The organism is Pseudomonas sp. NFACC45 (genome assembly GCF_900113505.1).
GTDB lineage: Bacteria > Pseudomonadota > Gammaproteobacteria > Pseudomonadales > Pseudomonadaceae > Aquipseudomonas > Aquipseudomonas tehranensis.
In genome coordinates, this window is sequence record NZ_FOPO01000003.1 from 392643 (window position 1) to 413937 (window position 21295).

Sequence of the window (21295 nt, forward strand, 5' to 3'; positions counted from 1 at the left end):
TCATGACAAAAATAATCGGCTGCCCTGTCTTTTTTATTTGTGTCTTGGGCCAGGGTCGCGTAATAAGCCCATGGACTTTAAACAGATGACGTTATTTAAAAACGTTATGTCGCTTTAGTTACTTAATTCAAAGGTGAGCCAGAAAATGCCGCAACCGGTTGAAAAACTGCGACTTGGCGCGCTCATCGCGCTGGTGGTGGGGTCGATGATCGGCGGCGGGATTTTTTCCCTGCCACAAAACATGGCCGCCCGCGCCGATGTGGGGGCGGTGCTGATCGGTTGGGGCATCACCGCTGTTGGCATGTTGACCCTGGCCTTCGTGTTCCAGACCCTGGCCAATCGAAAACCGGAGCTGGACTCGGGCGTTTACGCCTACGCCAAGGCGGGGTTTGGTGACTACATGGGGTTTTCGTCGGCCTGGGGCTACTGGATCAGCGCCTGGCTGGGCAATGTGGGTTACTTCGTGTTGCTGTTCAGCACCTTGGGGTATTTTTTTCCGGTGTTCGGCCAGGGCAATACCCCGGTGGCTATCGCGTGTGCCTCGTTGCTGCTGTGGGCGGTGCATTTCCTGGTGCTGCGGGGGATCAAGGAGGCGGCGTTCATCAACCTGGTGACCACCGTGGCCAAGGTCGTGCCGCTGTTGATGTTCGTCGTCATCGCTGGCGTGGCGTTCGAGGCCGAGATTTTCACCCGCGATATCTGGGGCGTCATGAATCCGGATCTGGGCAGCGTGATGGACCAGGTACGGCACATGATGCTGGTCACCGTGTTCGTGTTTATCGGCATCGAAGGCGCCAGCGTGTACTCGGCGCGGGCGCAAAAGCGCGCGGACGTGGGGCGGGCGACGGTGATCGGGTTCCTCGGGGTTCTGGCACTGCTGGTGCTGGTCAACGTGCTGTCTCTGGGGATCATGGCCCAACCGGAACTGGCCAAGCTGCAGAACCCGTCCCTGGCCGGTGTACTGGAACACATTGTCGGGCCCTGGGGCGCCGTGCTGATCAGTCTGGGCCTGGTGGTGTCATTGCTCGGTGCGCTGCTGTCCTGGGCGCTGCTGTGCGCAGAAATCCTCTATGCCACCGCCCGGGACAAGACCATGCCGGCGTTTCTGACCAAGGAAAACGCCAACCATGCGCCGGTCAACGCGCTGTGGCTGACCAATGGCATGATCCAGCTGTTTTTGTTGATCACCCTGTTTTCCGCAGGCACCTATACCAGCCTGATCTATCTTGCCTCGTCGATGATTCTGGTGCCGTATCTGTGGTCGGCGGCCTATGCGGTGCTGCTGTGCGCACGGGGAGAAACCTACGGCCAGGCCTCGGCACGGCGCATGAAAGACCTGTGTATTGGTGGCGTCGCCCTGTGTTACGCGGTGTGGCTGCTGTATGCCGGTGGGGTGAAATACCTGCTGTTGTCGGCGCTGTTGTATGCGCCGGGGGTGATTTTGTTTGCCCAGGCCAAGCGTGAGCAGGGGTTGCGGTTGTTTACGCCGATGGAAAAGGGCGTCTTTGCGTGTGTGATGTCAGGGGCGGGCGTGGCGGCATATGGGTTGTACAGCGGGTTTTTGGCGCTTTGAGGCGAAGGTCATCTTTTTGAAGGCGTTGAGGGGGCTGTGGGAGCAAGCCTTGCTCCCACATAAATCCCCTCGCCACAACGGACGCTCGTCACCACCGGGCCCGATGCGCGCCCAATTCCGCCGCTGGCGAGGTCCATTGCAGCGGCGTCCCGGTGATTTTCAAGGGCACCTGCAGTCGATGGGCCGGGCCCCAGGGTGTCTGTTCGACGAGCAGTCCCTGATCGTTCTCGTCCTCGGCTCGCAACGCAATCCCGGCGCCCGCGCCACGTTCGATCAACAGCTTCGCCGTGCGCGCCAGTGACAAACGTGCCGAGCCGCCCTGGCCGCTTGCCAACCGTCGGGACAGCAACACAATCGTGCTGGCGGCCATCAGGTATCCGGTGCCATGGTCCAGCGCCTGCACCGGCAGCGGTGTCGGTTTGTCGGTCTGTTTCCAGCCCATGCCGGCTTCGGCAATGCCGCTGCTCATCTGCACCAGGCTGTCGAAGCCGCGGCGGTTCTGCCAGGGGCCGCTCCAGCCGTAGGCGTTGAGGCTGACGTCGATCAGGCCAGGCGCTATTCGCTGGCGTTGTTCGGCTCCGTAGCCCAAACGTTCCAGGGCGTCGGCGCGGTAGCCATGGAGCAGGATATCGGTGTCTTTGAGCAGCGCCTCAAACGCAGCGCGGTCGTCGGGCTGATGCAAGTCGAGGCGGGCGCAGCGTTTGCCGAGGGTGACCTCCGGCACCACGCCGGGCTCGTTCCAGCTCGGTGGGTCGATGCGCAGGACCTCGGCTCCCAGGCCTGCGAGGAAACGGCTGGCGATGGGGCCTGCCAGCACGCGGGTCAGGTCAAGCACCTTGAGGCCCGCCAATGGCTGAGCCACGCTACCGAGCCAGGGCTTGGGTTGTTGAGCGGCGGTGGCGTCCAGATGAACCAGCGGCTCGGCATTCACCGCCATGCCCTGGGGATGAATCTGCCACGCCTGCCACGCGCGCATTTCGGCGGCACAACCACCGGCCTGGACCACCGCGTGTTCCAGTTCGGCTTTGTTCCAGCGCGCCACCTTGGTCGCCATGTCGGCGCGGTCGATGCACGCGCCCAAGACCTTTTCGGCGGCGAGGCGATGGTGAGGCGCATTGGTGTGCAGACGAATCCAACCGTCGGCGGTGGGGTAGTCGCCGGCCACCGGATCCCACATCGGCGGTACGCTCCAGCCGATGGGGCGCAGGGAGGTGGAGAACCAGAACGAGGCCAGCCGTCGATCGACCTCCAGGGTCGGCCGGCGGCCGGTTTGCTGATGGATGAGTTCGGCGGTCGCCTGACCGGCCGTGGCGATGCTGGCGCAGGCCAGCTCCGTGACGGCGAACGTCGAGGGCAGAGCGCCCTCGGCGGTGAAGGGGATTGGTGTCGTGGGTAAGCCGAGTGCGGCTTGCATGGACGTGAGCAGATCTGTCATCGAAGGCCCTCCAAATCAGAGAGCGAGCATAGATCAAAAATCCGTAGGGGGCCGCTTCGCGGCCCAGCGGGAGCACGCTCCCTCGCCACGGGAATGGCTATGGATATGCTCTGGGCGCGACCAGATCCACAGGTTGCCCAGGCCCATGCCGGCCAGGGCCAGATACACCGGCCAGCCATGGTCGAGCATCACCAGCATCAGCCCGGCGCAAAGCAGCATGCTGACGCTGGCCGCAACCTTGGCCCGGCGAGGGACGACTTTGCCGTTGCGCCAGTTGCGCAGCATCGGCCCGAACAGCCGGTGGTTTTCCAGCCAGGCGCTCAGGCGCGGCGAACTGCGGGTCGCGGCCCAGGCGGCCAACAGAATGAACTCGGTCGTTGGCAGGCCGGGCACGACTATGGCGACCAGGCCGATCGCCAGGCTTATGTAGGCGAGCAGGCCGAAGAGCAGTTGGGCGAGTTTCGTGGGGCGGCTCATCAGCGTTTTTCAGTCATGCACAACCTCTGTGGGAGCGAGCCTGCTCGCGATGGCGGTGTGTCAGACGACATCTGTAGCGAATGAACTTGCGTCTTCGCGAGCAGGCTCGCTCCCACAATGGAAAGTTCGGACACTTCAGGCCAACTCGGCCGCATAAGCCTGTTCCAACAACACCGTAAACCGATTGAAGGCATCCAGTGCGCCTTTGTCCGCTTCGGCTTCCTGCTGTTCAGTGAAGGCCAGGTTGTCGAGGCTGCGGATGAAGGTTTTCCAGCCTTCGGCGCGCCCGCCCGCAGGCTCTGCCAAGTGACGGGCGCCGAAGGTTTCGCTCAGGCCCAGGCCGACGGCGCGCTTGATCAAAAACGCCGCGCCGAGCTTGGAGCCTTCAGAGACAAACAGCCAGCCCAAGGCCTCGGCCAGGGTCGGATTGTTGACCGCGCCGGCCACGGGTGCGGGCACGTCGGTGTTCAGGTCCGCCAGGTCCGCTCTGGCCGCTTCCGCGCGGCAGCGCTGCGGCAGATCGGGAATCAGGGCGGTCAGTTGCGCGTCGTTGTACAGCGTCACCAGCTCGGACTGGAACAGGTATTGGGCGACGACGAACCGGGCGAAGCTGGCCGGGGTTTTGAACGGGGCGTGGGCTTTGACCAGGGCGTCGAGCTTGCTATGGGGCTCGTGGGTGATCTGGTTCAGGCGTTGGGAACGTAAAACGGGATGTTGTGTAGTCATGAAAAATTCCTTCGAATGAGCACATGGTGGCGAGGGGCTGTGGGAGCAAAGCTTGCTCGCGAACGGGCGCCTCCATTTCTGAAAGATCGCATCACCTTCATCGCGGGCAAGCCTTGCTCCCACATGACGCTCCTCGCCACAGGTATTTGTTTTGCCTGGCAACCTGGTCAGATATCCCAGATCAGGTTGACTGCGAAGTTGCGCCCCGGCTGAGTCAGGCGATCGAGGTTGGCCGGGCTCAGCACCGCGGCTTCTCCCACACTGTCGTAGCCACGCACGTCATCCCACAGCCAGTACTTCTTGTCGGTGAGGTTGTAGAGACCGCCGCTGACGGTGACGTCGTCGGTCACCTTGTAGAACCCGGTCAGGTCGAGGATGCCGAAGCCCGGGGTCTTGAACTGGCCGCTGACGCCATCGGGCGAGTTGAAGTTGCTGTCGTCGACGCGGTCTTTTTTCTTGACCAAGGTCCAACTGAGCAAAGTGCCGAACCGGTCCTGCTCGTAACCCAGGCCGAACACGCCGGTCAGCGGGTTGACGCTGTTGATCGGCTCGCCGGTGTCGTTGTTGCGACCGTAGGCATAGGCCACCGAGGCTTGGGTGTACAGGCCTTGCGGCGCGCCGAACAGATCCAGGTTCAGGCGTCCCTTGACCTCGGCGCCCTTGATGGTGGCGTGCTTGATGTTGTTGCTCTGGAAGGTCAGCTCGTCGGCTCCGGGCGTGATCGCATCTTCATTGATGAAGTCGCGATACTTGTTGTAGAACACCGCCACATCGAACGAACCGGCTTCGAAACGGCCCCGCAGGCCAGTCTCATAGCTTTTGCTTTTTTCCGGTTCCAGATCGGGGTTGGGTGCCACGCTGTAGCCGGCGTCGGGATTGTCGAAGCGACCATACAGCGCCTTGGCGGTTGGCGTGCGGAAGCCTTCGGCGTACTGGCCGTACCAGGTGTACTGGTCGGTCAGGGCGTAGGTCAGGCCGAATTTGGGCGAGACGCGATGCCAGGTCTTGTTCTTGTCGCTGACCTCACCGCCGCCGGTGGGGTCCGCGGTGTTGAGGAATGCCTCGGTCAGGTGCGGCTTGAGCCGCGTGTAGTCGTAACGCAGGGCCGGCGTGAAAGTCCACCGATTCCAACTGATCTGATCCTGGGCGAACAGGCTGTAAGTGTTGATGGTCGGGTCCGGGAAATCACTGGCCTTTTCCAGTACGTCCCGGGTGCTGATGGCTCCGACGGCGGAGCAACCCACGCCGACGGCCAGGCAGACGCCATTGCCGCTGCGCGAGCCGGTGACTTTCTGTTGCTTGATCGTAGTGCCGTAGGTCAGCGCGTGATCGGTGTCGGCGAGGCTGAAGGCCTTGTCCAGTTGGGCGTCGAAAACCCACTGTTTTTCTTCGTAGAGGGTCTCTCGTGTGCGGAGCACCTGGCGGGTGATGGGAAAGTAGAACTCGGCGGTGCTCTGGTCGGTCTTGGCAATCTGGTGGTTCAGGCTCCACTTCACGTGGTCGGCCAGCAGGCTGTCGAGGACGAAGCTGTGCTCCAGGCCGAAGCGCTCGCGGCTGATGGTGTCGTTACCGGTGCGCCACTGATACATGCCGCCGGGCAGCACAAAATCAGGAATTGCCGGCTGGCCGTCGGAGTAGGGGCCGCCATAGGCACTTTTCAGATCGGTGTCCCGGTCATCCTTGTACTTCTCGTAGACCAGGCCCAGGCGTGAGTCGTCGTTGTAGTTCCAGCCGAGCTTGGCCAGCACATTGTGGGTGCGCACGTCTTCCGGGTTGGCTGCGGTGCGGTCCAGGCCGGTGCCATTGTGATTGCCGTAGGATTGAGTTTCATGACCGTCGCGCTGGCTGTAATGCAACAGGCCGTCGAACTGCCCGCTGCGCCCGGCGACGGTGGCGGACTTGAGCCAGCTCTCGTCGGCGGAACTGTAGCCGGTCTTCAGGCGGGCGCCGACGTCTTTACCCGGTTTGATGATGTCGTCCGGATCAAGGGTGAAATAGCTGACGGCACCGCCGATGGCATTGCTGCCGTACAGCACCGAGGCCGGGCCGCGGAGGATCTCCACGCGCTTGACGATTTCCGGGTCCACGTAATTGCGCTGGGTCTTGGCGTACGGGCCGTTGAAGAAACTGTCGGGAATTTCCACGCCGTCGACCTGCGTCAGGACCCGGTTGCCGTCGATTCCGCGAATGTTGTAGCCGCTGATGCCGCCGCGCTGGCCTGCCCCACCGACTGAAACGCCGGGTTCATAGCGCACCAGATCCTTGAGGGTGTTGACGTTGTTGCGGTCCAGTTCCTGCCGGTCGTGGACGGAAACCGTGCTGGGCACGCTGGCGATGTCCTGTTCCTGGCGGGTGGCGCTGATGGTCACCTGTTGCAGGTTCACCACGCTGCCGGCGCTGCGCTTTTCCAGGACGATGCTGTTGTTGCCCAGTTTGCGGTAGCTCAGGTTGGTCCCCACCAACAGGCGCTCCAGGGCTTTTTCCGCCGGCAGCGAGCCGTTGACGCCGGGCGAGGCAACGCCTTCGGCCAGTTCTGCCGGCAAACCGACCTGCCAGCCCGTGACGGCGGTGAACGCATTCAACGCTGAAACCAACGGTTGCTGGGCAATGGCAAAGGTGTAATCACCGACGTTGCGCGCAGGTGGCTGCTCGGTGGCGGCGGCCAGTGCGGCTGGCGCGGTGCCCGCCATCAGGACGGCGGCGGTCAGCAACGACAGCGTGCAGGCAGGGGCAAGGGACCGGCGGGTAAGACGAGAGGACATCGATAGCGCTCCGTGTCGCATCTGTTATAGGTGCAGATGATGTCGCTAGATGCGAATCAATTGCATTGGCTATAACGAGACGAACCAGCGGAGCCTATCGAGTAAAAATAATTCTCATTTAGTTCAAGATCACCAGCGCCGGGAATTCCTGGAGACGGGCAGAGGTGATATGGGCCAAAGAGCGCACCACGTCCAGCGGCTGGTCGAGGCGGTAATTGCCGGTCACGGCGACCTGGGCCAACTGTTCGTTGTTGTTGATGATCCAGCCGGGGTAGTAGCGTCGCAGCTCGGCCAGCACCTGGCTCAACGGTCGGTTCTCGAACACCAGTCGCCCCTGCACCCACGCCAGATCGGTGCCGGCATCCATCTGTACAGGGCGGTCGAAGCCGTTGGGACCGATGCGGATGCTTTCCCCGGCCGACAACCTGATATGGGCGTCATAACGCGTGGCCCGCAAATCCACATCACCGCGCTGCACCTGCACTTGCGTCACGCCATCGAGGTAGCGCACCGCGAAGGAGGTGTCGCTGACGCTGGCGATAACCGGACCGGCGTCGATTTGCAGGGGCAGGTGGCGAGTGTCCGGGACTTCGAAAAACGCTTCGCCTTTGTACAACCGGGCCATGTGCCGCTGTTCATTGAATGTGCTGGAAAAGGCCGAATCGGTGTTGAGCAGGACCTGGGAGCCATCCTCCAGTTGCAGGCGCTGGCGTTCCCCGACCACGGTCAGGTGATCGGCCTGCAGGCGCAGGGGCAGGTCGCTGAAGTTGAACAGGCCCAGAAACAGCACGGCAGCGGTGGCCAAGGGTTTCCAATGGGCGCGCAAGCGTGATACTGCGCTGGCTTGAGGGCGGCTTTTGAGTTGCCGGGCGCTTTGCATCACTTGCGGGCCGTTCCAGATCGCCTGGGCCCGCTTGAATGCCTGACCATGGCGCGGATCGGCCGCCAGCCAGGCCTGGAACTGCCGGGTCTGCTCCTCGCTGGGGTTGTCCAGCAGAATGAGCCAGTCCAGTGCCTGTTCCATGGCATGGGCGGTGTCCTGCGCCGCAGCGTGCTCAGGGGCACGGTGTTTGTCTGTCACGGTGGTTCCTCGCAGTGTCTTTTGCACGGCTATTTAGCGTCAGCGACCAAGCCTAGCAGGGCCGCAGGCCAGCGCAATCGGCGACGGCCTCTTAGAGAAAATCCTTACAGGCTTAGTCGCAACCAAGGCGTTCGGCCACGCCCACACAGATTGCCATGATCAGCTTCAGTTCCTTCTGCACGGTGCTCAGCGACACGTTCAGCCGCTTGGCGATGTCCTGATAGCTGTGACCATGCAGTCGGCTGAGGATAAAAATCTGTTGCTGTCGCGGGCTAAGGGCTTGCAGCCTGACATTGAGGCGTTCGAGCATTTGCTCGGCATGGGCGGCGTCTTCGGCGCTGCTTTGGGGGGCGACCACGTTGTGGATAACTTCTTGCGGCACGTCGTCCAGCAGGGTCCGGGACTGGATACGCCGCGCACGCAAGTGGTCCAGCGCCAGGTTGCGGGCGGTCTGGAAGACAAACGGCTCAAGATGCTCGACCGTGCGTTCAGCCAGTGCGCGGGTGACGCGCAGGTAGGTTTCCTGAAGCAGGTCTTCGGCGGTGCTGGGGTTGTTGACCATGCGCTGGAGGGTGCGCAGCAGTGGCGTACGCTGGGCAAGGAAGACGTGATGGAAGCGCGATTGACTCACGGTAGGGCCCGATTCGGTTTGACTAGATGATAATGCTTATCATCTGTCGCGAGGGTCAAGGCCTGATTTCATGTAGGAGCTGCCGCAGGCTGCGATCTTTTCCGGCTCAATTGAGTCGCAAGCGAAACATCAAGGTCAAAAGATCGCAGCCCGCGGCAGCTCCTACGGTGCCGAACATTATTCGGCGTTACACAACGCCAGGCAGTTATCCAGCATGCGGTTGGAGAAGCCCCATTCGTTGTCATACCAGGCCAGTACCTTGAGCAGCTTGCCGCTGGCCTTGGTGTGGTTGGCGTCGAAAATCGACGACAGCGGGTTGTGGTTGAAATCGCTGGAGACCAGCGGCAGGGTGTTGTAACCGAGGATCTTCGAATGCTGGCTGGCCTGGCGCAGCAGTTCGTTGACTTCTTCGGCCGACGCTTCACGCTTGAGCTGCACGGTCAAATCCACCAGCGATACGTTGATCACCGGTACGCGCACGGCCATGCCGGTCAGCTTGCCCGCCAGTTCCGGCAACACCAGGCCCACCGCCTCGGCGGCACCGGTCTTGCTCGGGATCATGTTCTGGGTGGCCGAACGGGCGCGGTATGGGTCGCTGTGATAGACGTCGGTCAGGTTCTGGTCATTGGTGTAGGCATGGATCGTGGTCATCAGGCCGCTTTCGATGCCCAGTTCGCGGTGCAGCACCTGAGCCACCGGGGCCAGGCAGTTGGTGGTGCACGAAGCGTTGGAGATGATCTGGTGGGACTGGCGCAGGATGTCGTGGTTCACGCCATACACCACGGTGGCGTCGGCACCCTTGGCCGGGGCTGAAATGATCACCTTGCGGGCGCCGGCGCTGAGGTGGGCCGCGGCCTTGGCGCGGTCGGTGAACAAACCGGTGCATTCGAACACGACGTCGATTTTTTCGGCGGCCCAAGGCAGTTCGGCCGGGTTGCGGATAGCGCTGACCGAGATACGGTCGCCATTGACCGTCAGGCTTTCGTGATCGTGCTGCACGTCGGCATCGAAGGTGCCGTGAACCGTGTCGAACTTGAGCAGATGAGCATTGATTGCACTGTCGCCCAGATCGTTGATGGCGACGATCTGCAAGTCGCGACGATAACCTTGGGTATACAGTGCACGGAGGACGTTGCGGCCGATGCGGCCAAAACCATTGATTGCGATTCGAAGAGTCATTAACTGCGCCGCCGTCGATTTGTTGTTGGAATTACAAGATTATTCGCATAAAAATAGAAAACAAGCCTTTTTAGTGGCAATATTTTGTTTTATCTACAACGAGTGACCTGAATCAACTGGTCCGAATGGTCAAGAAATCCGCTGTCGCCCAATGCGTGGCGGGGTTTTGACCAGCATAGACAATCAGGTCGCCACACCCGTTAGCCTGGAGTTCTACACATGCATCCCCGCGTTCTTGAGGTCACCGAACGGCTTATCGCCCGCAGCCGCGCCACGCGTCAGGCTTACCTTGCATTGATCCGCGGTGCGGCCAGCGACGGTCCGATGCGCGGTAAGTTGCAATGCGCCAATTTCGCCCACGGCGTGGCCGGTTGCGGCACCGAAGACAAGCATCACCTGCGGATGATGAACGCCGCCAACATCGCCATCGTGTCTTCCTACAACGACATGCTCTCGGCCCATCAGCCCTACGAAACCTTCCCGGAACAGATCAAGAAAGCCTTGCGCGAGATCGGCTCGGTTGGCCAGTTCGCCGGTGGCACGCCGGCCATGTGCGATGGCGTGACCCAAGGCGAGGCGGGGATGGAATTGAGCCTGCCGAGCCGTGAAGTGATCGCGCTGTCGACGGCGGTGGCGTTGTCCCACAACATGTTTGACGGCGCACTGATGCTCGGCATCTGCGACAAGATCGTGCCAGGCCTGATGATGGGCGCGCTGCGTTTCGGTCATTTGCCGACGATTTTCGTGCCCGGCGGGCCCATGGTTTCGGGCATTTCCAACAAGCAGAAAGCCGATGTGCGTCAGCGCTATGCCGAGGGCAAGGCCACCCGCGAAGAGCTGCTGGAGTCGGAGATGAAGTCCTACCACAGCCCCGGCACCTGCACGTTCTACGGCACCGCCAACACCAATCAGTTGTTGATGGAAGTCATGGGCCTGCACTTGCCGGGGGCCTCGTTCGTCAACCCGAACACGCCGTTGCGTGATGCCCTGACCCGCGAAGCGGCGTTCCAGGTCACGCGCCTGACCAAGCAGAGCGGCAACTTCATGCCCATCGGCGAAATCGTCGACGAGCGCTCGCTGGTCAATTCCGTTGTCGCGCTGCACGCCACCGGCGGTTCCACCAATCACACCTTGCACATGCCGGCCATCGCCATGGCCGCCGGTATCCAACTGACCTGGCAGGACATGGCCGACCTCTCCGAGGTGGTGCCGACCCTGAGTCACGTCTATCCGAACGGCAAGGCCGACATCAACCATTTCCAGGCGGCGGGCGGCATGTCGTTCCTGATCCGCGAGTTGCTGGAAGCCGGCTTGCTCCACGAAAACGTTAACACCGTGCTGGGCCACGGCCTGAGCCGCTACACCCAGGAACCGTTTCTCGAAGACGGCGAACTGGTATGGCGCGAAGGCCCGATCGAAAGCCTCGATGAAAACATCCTGCGTCCGGTGGCCCGGGCATTCTCCGCCGAGGGCGGCTTGCGGGTGATGGAAGGCAACCTGGGGCGCGGCGTGATGAAAGTCTCGGCAGTGGCCCTGGAAAACCAGGTCGTCGAAGCCCCGGCCATGGTCTTCCAGGATCAACAGGACCTGGCCGATGCGTTCAAGGCCGGCCTGCTGGAAAAAGATTTTGTCGCGGTGATGCGCTTCCAGGGCCCGCGCTCCAATGGCATGCCGGAGCTGCACAAGATGACGCCGTTCCTCGGCGTATTGCAGGATCGCGGTTTCAAAGTGGCCTTGGTGACCGATGGGCGCATGTCTGGTGCGTCGGGGAAAATTCCGGCGGCTATCCACGTCAGCCCCGAAGCCTACGTCGGCGGCGCATTGGCCCGCGTGCAGGAGGGCGATATCATCCGCGTCGATGGCGTCAAAGGCACTTTGGAGTTGAAGGTGGACGCCGAGGAATTCGCCGCACGCACACCGGCCAAGGGCTTGTTGAGCAACAACATTGGCACCGGTCGCGAGCTGTTTGGTTTCATGCGCATGGCCTTCAGCTCGGCAGAGCAGGGCGCCAGCGCCTTCACTTCTGCCCTGGAGACGCTTAATTGAAACTGGCTTTGGTCGGTGACATCGGTGGGACCAACGCACGGTTCGCCTTGTGGAAGAACCACAACCTGGAAAATATCCAGGTGCTGGCGACCGCGGATTACGCCTGCCCCGAAGATGCCATCAAGGTTTACCTGAGCGGCGTGGGCTTGAAACCGGGCTCGATCGGCTCGGTGTGCCTGTCCGTGGCGGGGCCGGTCAGCGGCGATGAGTTTCGCTTCACCAACAATCACTGGCGCCTGAGCAATCTGGCCTTTTGCAAGACCCTTGAGGTCGAGAAGCTGCTGCTGGTCAATGACTTTTCGGCCATGGCCCTGGGCATGACGTGCTTGCGTCCCGGTGAATACCGGGTGGTTTGCGAGGGTACGCCGGAGCCGTTGCGTCCGGCGGTGGTGATCGGTCCTGGCACCGGGCTGGGTGTGGGCACATTGCTGGATTTGGGTGGCGGTCGTTTCGCGGCATTGCCGGGGGAGGGTGGCCATGTCGACCTGCCCATGAGCAGCCCGCGGGAAACCCAGCTGTGGCAACACATCTACAATGAGATCGGTCATGTCAGCGCCGAAACGGCCCTGAGCGGCAGCGGGTTACCTCGGGTGTACCGCGCCATCTGCGCGGTGGATGGCCATACGCCGGTGCTCGATACGCCCGAATCCATCACCGCCGCCGGCCTGGCCGGAGACCCCATTGCCCTGGAAGTGCTCGAGCAATTCTGCCGCTGGCTGGGGCGTGTGGCCGGTAACAACGTGCTGACGGTGGGTGGGCGTGGCGGTGTCTACATCGTCGGCGGGGTGGTCCCACGCTTCGCCGATTTTTTCCTTGAAAGCGGTTTCGCCCGCTGCTTCGCCGACAAGGGCTGCATGAGCGATTACTTCAAGGGCATCCCGGTCTGGCTGGTGACGGCGCCTTATTCCGGGCTGATGGGCGCGGGTGTGGCGTTGGAACAGTCGAACCCGGTTTAGAGTTGAAATGTGCCCCCTGTGGGAGCGAGCCTGCTCGCGATAGCGGTGTATCAGCCAACATTCGTGGCGACTGAGACACTGCTATCGCGAGCAGGCTCGCTCCCACAGGGTTTGCAGTGTTTGTAGATTCCGTCCTTCAGGCATAATCCGCCCCAACCCAAACAACAAGGACGAGGCCCCGTGAGTTCAGTGAACAAATCGATTTTGTTGGTCGACGACGACCAGGAGATTCGCGAACTGCTGGACACTTACCTCAGCCGTGCGGGTTTTCAGGTGCGTACTACCCCTGATGGCGCCGGGTTTCGCCAGGCACTGAACGAAGCCCCCAGCGATCTGGTGATCCTCGACGTGATGCTGCCCGACGAGGACGGCTTCAGCCTTTGCCGCTGGGTTCGCCAGCACCCGCGCCAGGCCCACGTGCCGATCATCATGCTCACGGCCAGTTCCGACGAGGCCGACCGGGTCATCGGCCTGGAGCTGGGGGCCGACGATTATCTGGGCAAACCTTTCAGTCCGCGTGAACTCCAGGCGCGCATCAAGGCGCTGTTGCGTCGGGCGCAGTTCGGCCAGGAACGCGCCGGCGGCGAAGTGCTGGCCTTCGACGAGTGGCGGCTGGACATGGTCAGTCATCGGCTGTTCCACGCCGACGGCGAAGAAGTGATTCTTTCCGGCGCCGATTTCGCCTTGCTCAAGCTGTTTCTTGACCATCCCCAGGAAATCCTCGACCGCGACACCATTGGCAACGCCACTCGCGGTCGCGAGTTGATGCCCTTGGACCGCATCGTCGACATGGCCGTCAGTCGCTTGCGCCAGCGTCTGCGTGACACCGACAAGCCACCACGGTTGATCCGCACGGTGCGCGGCAGTGGTTATCAACTGGCGGCCAGTGTGGTTGCCAGCAATGGTCATTGATTGGATCAAGAAAATAGCCCGACGGGTGCCGGTGCCGCGTTCGTTGCTTGGAAGAATGCTGCTGCTGACCCTGCTGGTGGTGCTGTTCGCCCAGACCCTGTCCAGCCTGATCTGGGTCTCGCAACTGCGCGCCACCCAGCTCGAAGGGCTGGTCACCAGCGCCCGTAGCCTGGCCCACTCGATGACCGCCAGTGTCAGCTATCTGCGCTCGTTGCCGGTGGCTTACCGGCCATTGGTACTGGATCAATTGCGCAGCATGGGCGGCACGCGGTTTGTCGTCACGCTCAATGACAAACCCCTGGGCATGGACGTGCTGCCGGTTACGCCGCGCAAGCTGGCGGTGCTCAAGGCGGTGGACGACGTACTGCGCAAATCCCTGGGCAAGGATGCCGACATCTCGGTGAAGTTTGTCAGCCCCGAAGACCTGCGGATTTTCAACGGCGGCCTGAAGCTTGATGAATTGCCGCGCTCTTGGGCCCATTACGCCTTGACCCTGGAACCGGTGAACCCGCCGGTGCTGGTCACGCAAATCCAGATGGCGCCGGGCGAATGGCTGTACATCGCTTCGCTGCTGCCCGAACCCTACACCAGCCTTGAAGAACAGGACCTGCCGGCGCAGCAGGTTGGCTTTATCGTGCTGACCAGCAGCCTGTTGTTGCTCTTCATCGGTTTGCTGGTGCATTGGCAGAGCCGGCCCCTCAAACGCCTGGCCCGGGCGGCACGCGACATGTCCCTGGGCGCCGAAGTGGAACCGGTGGCCGAAGGCGGTGGCAGCGAAGTGGTGGAAGTGGGCAGGGCATTCAACGCCATGCGTGAGCGCATCAGCCGTTACCTGACCGAACGCAGCCAATTGTTCAGCGCGATTTCCCATGACCTGCGCACGCCTATCACCCGCCTGCGGCTGCGGGTCGAACTGCTGGAAGACGAAAACCTGCAAGCCAAGTTCGGCCGCGATCTGGACGAACTGGAGTTGTTGGTCAAAGGCGCGTTGCAATGCGTCAAGGACACCGATATTCACGAAAACATCGAGCCGGTGGACCTCAACCATGTACTCGACTGCCTGGTCGAACCGTATCTGGCGCCCAACGGCAACGGTCGGGTGACCCAGGATGGTCGCGCGTTGGCGCCGTATCCCGGCAAGCCGCTGGCCCTCAAACGCTGCATCGGCAACCTGATCGACAACGCGCTGAAGTACGGGCAGAACGCCCACCTGCACATCGATGACGATGACACGGCGTTCATCCTGCACGTCGACGACGAGGGACCGGGTGTGCCGGAGCAACGCCTGGAGCAAGTCTTCGAACCGCACTTTCGCCTGGCCGGGCAGCAGCAAGGATACGGCCTGGGCCTGGGTATCGCCCGCAACATCGCCCATAGCCATGGTGGCGAAGTGAGCCTGCAAAACCTGCGTGAAGGGGGGTTGCGGGTGACGTTGCAGTTGCCTCGCAGTGTCGATTAGTCAGACCGCGTTATCGTTCTTCGCGAGCAGGCTCGCTCCCACAGGGTTCGGTGGTAACCACAAAAATTGTTTATTCCCTGGCGCCAATATGGGAGCGAGCCTGCTCGCGATGACGCCGTCTGGTTCAGCACATCTCTCAAGTGAATGTCACAAGTCGGTGACATAACTCGCCCCTTTCGTTACCTGCCGCCCGCCATCCCTTGTTTAGACTCCCTGCGTCAAAACAACAAAAAAAGGTACTCCCATGGACACCTTCCAACCGGCCTTCAGCAGTTGGCTGAACGCACCTGCCCACCAGCAATGGCTTGCCGCCGAAGGCTTGCGTCTGCTGGCGTTCGCCAAAGCCGCGAAGCTGCCGGACGGCTTCGGCAATCTGGACGACCAGGGCCGCCTGCCGGACGATGCCCGGGCTGAAACCATGAACACCGCGCGCATGACCCATAGCTTTGCCATGGCTCATATCCAGGGGCTGCCGGGTTTCGCCGAACTGGTGGACCACGGTGTCCAGGCCCTCAGCGGCCCTCTGCGGGACGCCGAGCACGGCGGCTGGTTCGCCACGGCGCAACCCCACGAGAACGACACCGGCAAGGCCGCCTACCTGCACGCATTTGTCGCCTTGGCGGCCAGTTCCGCGGTGGTGGCCCAACGTCCTGGCGCCCAGGCGCTGCTGGATGAAGCCGTGCGGGTGATCGATGCGCACTTCTGGAGCGAAGAGGAGGGCGCCCTGCGCGAGTCCTTCAACCGCGACTGGAGCGATGAGGAAGCCTATCGCGGCGCCAACAGCAACATGCACGCCACCGAAGCCTTCCTGGCGCTGGCCGATGCCACGGACGAGCCCCGCTGGCTGGTCCGCGCGCTGCGTATCGTTGAGCGGGTCATCCACGGCCACGCCGCCGCCAATGACTACCTGGTGGTGGAACATTTCGATCGCCACTGGCAGCCGCTTCGCGAGTACAACCACGACAACCCAGCCGACGGTTTTCGCCCTTACGGCACCACGCCCGGCCACGGTTTCGAATGGGCGCGGCTGCTGTTGCACCTAGAAGCCGCGCGGGTGCAGATTGGTATGTTGACGCCCGGCTGGCTGGCCCAGGACGCGCAAAAACTCTTTGACCAGAACTGCCGTCACGGTTGGGAGGTCGATGGCGCGCCAGGCATTGTCTACACCCTGGACTGGGACAATCGCGCGGTGGTTCGCCATCGCCTGCATTGGGTGCATGCCGAAGCAGCGGCCGCCGCCAGCGCCTTGCTCAAACGCACCGACGAGGCGCAATACGAAGTCTGGTACCGGCGGTTCTGGGAGTTCTGTGACAAACATTTCATCGACCGTTGCAACGGTAGTTGGCACCACGAACTCGATCCGCAGAACCGCCCCAGCGCCGACATCTGGCCGGGCAAGCCGGACTTGTATCACGCCTGGCAGGCGGTGCTGATCCCGCGTTTGCCCCTCGCCCCCAGCATGGCGACGGCGTTGGCGAAACTCTCCAGCCCCGCGCCTGTGTAACCATGTCGTGACATTTACGCGTCCCTTCGTTACCTGCCAAGGGATTTCCCCTGTTTAGAATCCATGCAGCGCAAGCATCAGACTTGCATGCATAACAACAAGAAAGGTACTTCCTAGATGAATGCGATTTCTCGCCTCGCTACTGTCATTTCTCTTGCTTCCCTGCTTCCCGTCGCAGCATTCCCTGTCAGCGCCCTTGCCGCCGAATCCAAAGGCAGCGTCGAAGTCGTTCACTGGTGGACGTCCGGTGGCGAAAAAGCCGCAGTCGATGTGCTCAAGGCCCAGGTCGAGAAAGACGGTTTTACCTGGAAGGATGGCGCTGTTGCCGGGGGTGGCGGTTCCACGGCCATGACCGTGCTCAAGAGCCGCGCCGTGGCCGGTAACCCACCGGGTGTGGCCCAGATCAAAGGCCCGGACATCCAGGAGTGGGCGTCCACCGGGTTGCTCGACACCGACGTCCTGAAAGACGTGGCCAAAGCAGAGAAGTGGGACAGCCTGCTCGACAAGAAAGTCTCCGATACCGTGAAGTACGAAGGTGATTACGTCGCCGTGCCGGTGAACATCCACCGCGTCAACTGGCTGTGGATCAACCCCGAAGTCTTCAAGAAAGCCGGCATCACCAAGAACCCGACCACCCTCGAAGAATTCTACGCCGCCGGCGACAAGCTCAAGGCAGCAGGCTTCATTGCGCTGGCCCACGGCGGCCAGCCTTGGCAGGACAGCACCGTGTTCGAAGCCGTGGTGCTCTCAGTCATGGGGGCCAAAGGCTACAAGGATGCCCTGGTCGATCTGAAACCTGGCGCGCTTACCGGCAAGGATATGGTCAAGGCACTGACCGAGTTGAAGAGAGTCGCGACCTACATGGACGTCGACGGCAAGGGGCAGGACTGGAACCTGGAAGCGGCCAAGGTCATCAACGGCAAGGCCGGCATGCAGATCATGGGTGACTGGGCCAAGAGCGAGTGGACCGCCGCCAAGAAAGTCGCCGGCAAGGACTACGAGTGCGTAGCGTTCCCGGGCACCGACAAGGCCTTCACCTACAACATCGACTCCCTGGCGGTGTTCAAGCAGAAAGACGAAGGCACCGCGGCCGGCCAGCAGGATATCGCCAAGGTCGTGCTGGGTGAGAACTTCCAGAAAGTCTTCAGCATCAACAAGGGTTCGATTCCGGTGCGCAACGACATGCTGGCCGACATGGGCAAATACGGTTTCGATTCCTGCGCCCAGACCGCTGCCAAGGACTTCCTGGCGGACGCCCAGTCCGGCGGCCTGCTGCCAAGCATGGCGCACAACATGGCGACGACGCTGGCGGTACAGGGCGCGTTCTTTGACGTGGTGACCAACTACATCAACGACCCGAAAGCCGATCCTGCCGATGCTGCCATGAAACTTGGCGCAGCAGTGCAGTCGGCCAAGTAACCGTTAGCACCGCAGGCCCCTGTGGGGGCGAGCCTGTGGGAGCAAAGCTTGCTCGCGATGAACGATAACGCGGTCATTCGAAAGACCGAGACGCCTTCATCGCGAGCAAGCTCAGCTCCCACACAAGCCCGCTCCCACAAGGGATGCCCTTGTAATCATTACCCTTTGTACTGGATCTTCCCATGAGTTCTGTTGCTGTGTTCAGCAAGGCCTCGCCGTTCGATGCATTGCAGCGCTGGCTACCAAAACTGGTGCTGGCGCCGAGCATGTTCATCGTGCTGGTGGGCTTCTACGGTTACATCTTGTGGACGTTTGTTCTGTCGTTCACCACCTCGACCTTTCTGCCCAATTACAAGTGGGCCGGCCTGGCGCAGTACGCACGGCTGTGGGACAACGACCGCTGGTGGGTGGCGAGCAAGAACCTGGCAGTCTTCGGTGGCATGTTCATCGGCATCACCCTGGTGATCGGTGTACTGCTGGCGGTGTTTCTTGACCAGCGCATTCGTCGCGAGGGTTTCATCCGCACCATTTACCTGTACCCGATGGCGCTCTCGATGATCGTCACCGGTACGGCCTGGAAGTGGTTGCTCAACCCGGGCATGGGCCTGGACAAATTGTTGCGTGACTGGGGCTGGGAAGGCTTTCGCCTGGACTGGCTGATCGACCCGGACCGTGTGGTGTATTGCCTGGTGATCGCTGCGGTATGGCAGGCCTCGGGCTTCATCATGGCGATGTTCCTGGCCGGCCTGCGCGGTGTTGATCAATCGATCATCCGCGCCGCGCAGATCGATGGCGCGAGCATGCCGCGCATCTACTGGAAAGTGGTGCTGCCGAGCCTGCGTCCGGTGTTCTTCAGCGCCGTAATGATCCTGGCGCACATCGCGATCAAGAGCTTTGACCTGGTGGCGGCAATGACGGCCGGCGGCCCGGGTTATTCCTCTGACCTGCCCGCCATGTTCATGTACTCCTTCACGTTCAGTCGCGGCCAGATGGGCATGGGCTCGGCCAGTGCGATTCTGATGCTCGGTGCGATTCTCGCAATCATCGTGCCTTACCTGTACTCCGAGCTGAGGACCAAGCGCCATGACTAGTCTCGCTGCCAAACCTGCCATCAGCCTGAGCCGCATCGCGATCTACGCGGTACTGATCCTTGCCGTATTGCTTTACCTGGTGCCGTTGGTGGTCATGCTGTTGACCAGCTTCAAGACACCGGAAGACATCAGCACCGGCAACCTGCTGAGCTGGCCGACCGTGGTCACCGGCATCGGTTGGGTCAAGGCCTGGGCCACGGTTGACGGGTACTTCTGGAACTCGATCAAGATCACCGTCCCCGCGGTGCTGATCTCCACCGCGATCGGTGCATTGAACGGCTACGTGTTGTCGATGTGGCGCTTTCGCGGTTCGCAGTTGTTCTTCGGCCTGTTGTTGTTCGGATGCTTCCTGCCATTCCAGACCGTCCTGCTGCCGGCTTCCTTCACGCTCGGCAAGATGGGCCTGGCCAGTACCACCACGGGCCTGGTGTTCATCCATGTGGTCTACGGCCTGGCGTTCACCACGCTGTTCTTCCGTAACTACTACGTGAGCATTCCCGATGCGCTGGTGAAAGCGGCGCGACTGGATGGTGCGGGTTTCTTCACCATCTTCCGGCGGATCATCCTGCCGATGTCCACCCCGATCATCATGGTCTGCCTGATCTGGCAGTTCACTCAGATCTGGAACGACTTCCTGTTTGGCGTGGTGTTCTCCAGCGGCGATTCGCAGCCCATCACGGTGGCGCTGAACAACTTGGTCAACACCAGTACCGGGGCCAAGGAATACAACGTTGATATGGCGGCGGCGATGATCGCCGGGCTGCCGACCCTGCTGGTCTATGTGGTCGCAGGCAAGTATTTCGTGCGCGGTCTGACGGCCGGCGCAGTCAAGGGGTAATCATGGCAACGCTCGAACTTCGCAATGTAAACAAGACCTATGGTGCCGGTCTGCCGGACACCCTGAAGAACATCGAGTTGTCGATCAAGGACGGTGAGTTCCTGATCCTCGTCGGCCCTTCGGGCTGCGGCAAGTCGACGCTGATGAACTGCATCGCCGGCCTTGAAACCATTACCGGCGGCGCGATCATGATCGGTGACCAGGACGTCAGCGGCATGAGCCCCAAGGATCGCGACATCGCCATGGTGTTCCAGTCCTACGCGCTGTACCCGACCATGAGCGTGCGTGAGAACATCGAGTTCGGTCTGAAGATTCGCAAGATGAATCAGTCGGCCATCGATGAGGAAGTCACTCGCGTGGCCAAGCTGCTCCAGATCGAGCACCTGCTCAACCGCAAGCCCGGCCAGCTTTCCGGTGGACAGCAACAGCGCGTGGCCATGGGCCGGGCGCTGGCGCGGCGGCCGAAGATCTACCTGTTCGACGAACCGCTGTCCAACCTCGACGCCAAGCTGCGGGTCGAGATGCGCACCGAAATGAAACTGATGCACCAGCGCCTGAAGACCACCACGGTCTACGTGACTCACGACCAGATCGAAGCCATGACCCTGGGCGACAAAGTGGCGGTGATGAAGGACGGCATCATCCAGCAGTTCGGCACGCCGAAAGACATCTACACCAACCCGGCCAACCTGTTCGTGGCGAGCTTCATCGGTTCGCCACCGATGAACTTCATCCCCCTGCGCCTGCAACGCAAGGACGGCCGCTTGTTGGCATTGCTCGACAGTGGCCAGGCCCGTTGCGAGCTGCCGATGGGCATGCAGGACGCCGGCTTGGAAGACCGTGAAGTGATCCTCGGCCTGCGCCCGGAACAGATCATGCTGGCGGGCAATGAGCCCAATGGTTTGCCCACCATTCGCGCCGAAGTCCAGGTCACCGAACCCACCGGGCCTGACACCCTGGTGTTCGTCAACCTGAACGACACCAAGGTTTGCTGCCGCCTGGCGCCGGACGTGGCGCCGCAGGTGGGGGAGACCCTGACGCTGCAATTCGATCCCTCGAAAGTGCTGCTGTTCGATGCCAAGTCCGGCGAACGCCTGGGCGTGGCCGGCCAGGCACCGGCCGATACCCGAGCCGCCAACGTCGCGCAATTCAAAGGACGATGAAGAACAAATGTGGGAACGGGCTTGTGGGAGCTGAGCTTGCTCG

General features: G+C 61.7%; 17 protein-coding genes. 10 read left to right on the forward strand and 7 right to left on the reverse strand.

The window, feature by feature from the left end; all coding sequences use genetic code 11:
• The first annotated feature begins 145 nt into the window (after nt 1-145).
• On the forward strand, nt 146-1573 hold the full coding sequence (gene arcD / locus BM132_RS07475; RefSeq protein ID WP_092454313.1) for an arginine-ornithine antiporter: 1428 nt from the start codon (nt 146-148) through the stop codon (nt 1571-1573).
• 88 nt (nt 1574-1661) lie between these two features.
• On the opposite strand, the gene BM132_RS07480 is transcribed toward arcD, so the two are convergent.
• The 7 genes from BM132_RS07480 to gap all read right to left on the reverse strand — a co-directional run bounded on the left by BM132_RS07480 (nt 1662) and on the right by gap (nt 9864).
• Entirely contained in the window at nt 1662-3008 is a 1347-nt protein-coding gene (locus tag BM132_RS07480; protein ID WP_092454315.1) for a CoA transferase, read from the reverse strand.
• A gap of 33 nt (nt 3009-3041) precedes the next feature.
• Entirely contained in the window at nt 3042-3485 is a 444-nt protein-coding gene (locus BM132_RS07485; RefSeq protein ID WP_092454317.1) for a YbaN family protein, read from the reverse strand.
• 135 nt (nt 3486-3620) lie between these two features.
• Complete coding sequence (locus BM132_RS07490) at nt 3621-4211, reverse strand: biliverdin-producing heme oxygenase (protein WP_092454319.1); 591 nt, start codon at nt 4209-4211, stop codon at nt 3621-3623.
• Nucleotides 4212-4378: 167 nt separating this feature from the next.
• Complete coding sequence (locus BM132_RS07495; RefSeq protein ID WP_092454321.1) at nt 4379-6973, reverse strand: TonB-dependent receptor; 2595 nt, start codon at nt 6971-6973, stop codon at nt 4379-4381.
• Between the two features lie 118 nt (nt 6974-7091).
• Nucleotides 7092-8054: a FecR family protein gene (locus BM132_RS07500; RefSeq protein ID WP_092454323.1), complete on the reverse strand. Its 963-nt coding sequence runs from the start codon at nt 8052-8054 to the stop codon at nt 7092-7094.
• Between the two features lie 112 nt (nt 8055-8166).
• Nucleotides 8167-8685, reverse strand: coding sequence for an RNA polymerase sigma factor (locus BM132_RS07505; RefSeq protein ID WP_092454325.1), 519 nt, complete (start codon nt 8683-8685; stop codon nt 8167-8169).
• Nucleotides 8686-8862: 177 nt separating this feature from the next.
• Nucleotides 8863-9864 carry a type I glyceraldehyde-3-phosphate dehydrogenase gene (gene gap, locus BM132_RS07510; RefSeq protein WP_092397053.1) on the reverse strand — a complete coding sequence of 334 codons (1002 nt, stop codon included), beginning with the start codon at nt 9862-9864 and terminating at the stop codon, nt 8863-8865.
• A 219-nt stretch (nt 9865-10083) separates the two neighbouring features.
• Here gap and edd point away from each other — a divergent pair, with 219 nt between their 5' ends.
• The 9 genes from edd to BM132_RS07555 all read left to right on the forward strand — a co-directional run bounded on the left by edd (nt 10084) and on the right by BM132_RS07555 (nt 21252).
• On the forward strand, nt 10084-11910 hold the full coding sequence (gene edd / locus BM132_RS07515) for a phosphogluconate dehydratase (protein ID WP_092454326.1): 1827 nt from the start codon (nt 10084-10086) through the stop codon (nt 11908-11910).
• Entirely contained in the window at nt 11907-12866 is a 960-nt protein-coding gene (locus BM132_RS07520; protein ID WP_092454328.1) for a glucokinase, read from the forward strand. The genes edd and BM132_RS07520 overlap by 4 nt, the downstream gene beginning before the upstream one ends.
• Nucleotides 12867-13046: 180 nt before the next feature.
• Complete coding sequence (locus BM132_RS07525; RefSeq protein WP_092397055.1) at nt 13047-13778, forward strand: response regulator; 732 nt, start codon at nt 13047-13049, stop codon at nt 13776-13778.
• Between the two features lie 31 nt (nt 13779-13809).
• Complete coding sequence (locus BM132_RS07530) at nt 13810-15237, forward strand: ATP-binding protein (protein WP_371264111.1); 1428 nt, start codon at nt 13810-13812, stop codon at nt 15235-15237.
• A 244-nt stretch (nt 15238-15481) separates the two neighbouring features.
• A complete protein-coding gene (locus tag BM132_RS07535) occupies nt 15482-16741 on the forward strand; it encodes a D-mannose isomerase (RefSeq protein WP_092454329.1) in 1260 nt (419 codons plus the stop codon).
• 117 nt (nt 16742-16858) lie between these two features.
• A complete protein-coding gene (locus tag BM132_RS07540; RefSeq protein WP_092454331.1) occupies nt 16859-18160 on the forward strand; it encodes an ABC transporter substrate-binding protein in 1302 nt (433 codons plus the stop codon).
• 182 nt (nt 18161-18342) lie between these two features.
• Nucleotides 18343-19251 (forward strand): carbohydrate ABC transporter permease, encoded by a 909-nt coding sequence (locus tag BM132_RS07545; RefSeq protein WP_092397063.1) that lies wholly within the window; start codon nt 18343-18345, stop codon nt 19249-19251.
• Nucleotides 19244-20089, forward strand: a complete 846-nt coding sequence (locus BM132_RS07550) for a carbohydrate ABC transporter permease (protein ID WP_092397065.1) — start codon at nt 19244-19246, stop codon at nt 20087-20089. Before BM132_RS07545 ends, BM132_RS07550 begins: the two co-directional genes overlap by 8 nt.
• 2 nt (nt 20090-20091) lie before the next feature.
• Complete coding sequence (locus tag BM132_RS07555) at nt 20092-21252, forward strand: ABC transporter ATP-binding protein (RefSeq protein ID WP_092397067.1); 1161 nt, start codon at nt 20092-20094, stop codon at nt 21250-21252.
• Nucleotides 21253-21295: the final 43 nt, after the last annotated feature.